This window comes from Desulfovulcanus sp. (genome assembly GCF_982781345.1).
On the sequence record NZ_CEYAEZ010000148.1, the window covers coordinates 1 to 1,497 of the forward strand.

1 protein-coding gene is annotated in these 1,497 nt (G+C 41.0%); it reads right to left on the reverse strand.

Annotated features, from left to right (window positions below; all coding sequences use genetic code 11):
- On the reverse strand, nt 1–1,497 hold a 1,497-nt coding region (locus tag AC3WVG_RS11780; protein ID WP_488798311.1), incomplete at both ends, for a secretin N-terminal domain-containing protein.

Here is a 1,497-nt window from a genome sequence, read left to right on the forward strand (position 1 = left end):
TGAAATGGATTTTCGTTGTTACTACCTGTTTGCGAACCAGTAATGATTGGCACTTCTTGACCAACTAAAATAGATGCTTCTTCGTTATCCATTGTAGTAATAGATGGAGTCGCTAGAATATTCGAATTAGTGTCGGTTGAAACCGCTTGAACAATTGCGCCCCAGTCATTTTTAATTACCCCCATGGCTAAGCCATTAATACCACCGAGTAATGAGGCTAGTGGGCCGTAGTCACCTTCAGTTGTTTCATCATATTTGGTGACAGTACCTGATTCAGTACCAATGATATTTTTAGTCACCGTTTTATCACGGGCTTGTTCTGCCGCTACGGCTAACGAACCAACAGGTACTGTTGTACCATTATTAAATTGTAGCATCCCACCTTGCTCTGAAATCCATTGCAGGCCAAAGTTAACGCCATCACCTTCCATCACTTCAATAATAATGGCTTCCACTAATACTTGTGCGCGGCGAATATCCAAACGCTCAATTACTGACTCTAGTGAACGCATCGTATCTGGCTGAGCGGTGATCACGAGTGAGTTAGAATCTGGATGAGCTTCAATGCTAGTGTCGTTTCTATTACTGCTACGCGCATTATTGGTTGCTCCGCCTTTTGAATCCTCTGCCAGCGATTTACTCACACCTTGAAGTACTTTGACTAAATCTTCTGCCTTTGCGTAGTTTAGGTAAAATACTTTGGTATTACCTTGGCTTTCAAGTTCGCCGTCGAGACGTTTAATAAGCTCAATGGCGCGGGTACGAGCTTGACCTTCACCACTCACAATCACGCTATTAGTTCGGCCATCAGCCACAACTTTAGGAATTAAAAACTCAGGAACGCTGCCCTTGCCACTGTCTTTATAAATATTATCAACTACCGATACCACATCATCAGCTGTTGCATATTTAAGTTTTACAATATCAACGCGCTTATCACCCGCTTGGTCAACAGAGCGAATAATTTCTACCAAACGATTAACTGAGGCTGCGTGTCCTGTTAGCATCATCACGTTAGCGGCATTAAAGTTAGCAACATGACCGCCATCTTTTTGGTCACTAAACTGGCGAACCAAAGGGCCTAACTCTTGTACGCTGACATTTTTAACTCGCACAACCCGAGTGATCATCATATCGCCAGCTGCATCGCTGTCCGTTGTAATTAACGGTACATTGGATTTTTTAGCATCTGAACTTTTTTCTATTTTTATAATGTTGTTATCCATTTCAACAGCTGAATAGCCGTAAACTTCTAATACATTTAAAAAGAATTGATAATAAAGTGCCTCATCCATTAACTCATAACTGCGCACATTAACTTTGCCACGCACGTTAGGATCAATAATGATGGTTTTATTAAGGTTTTTGCCCACAATATTAATAAACTCATTAATATCTGTGCCCTTAAAGTTAGCAGCATATTCAACAGCAGCAACCGACATAGAAAGACTTGCCGCTAAAAAAAGTGCCGCATACTTAGCTAACCCTTTTTTAATT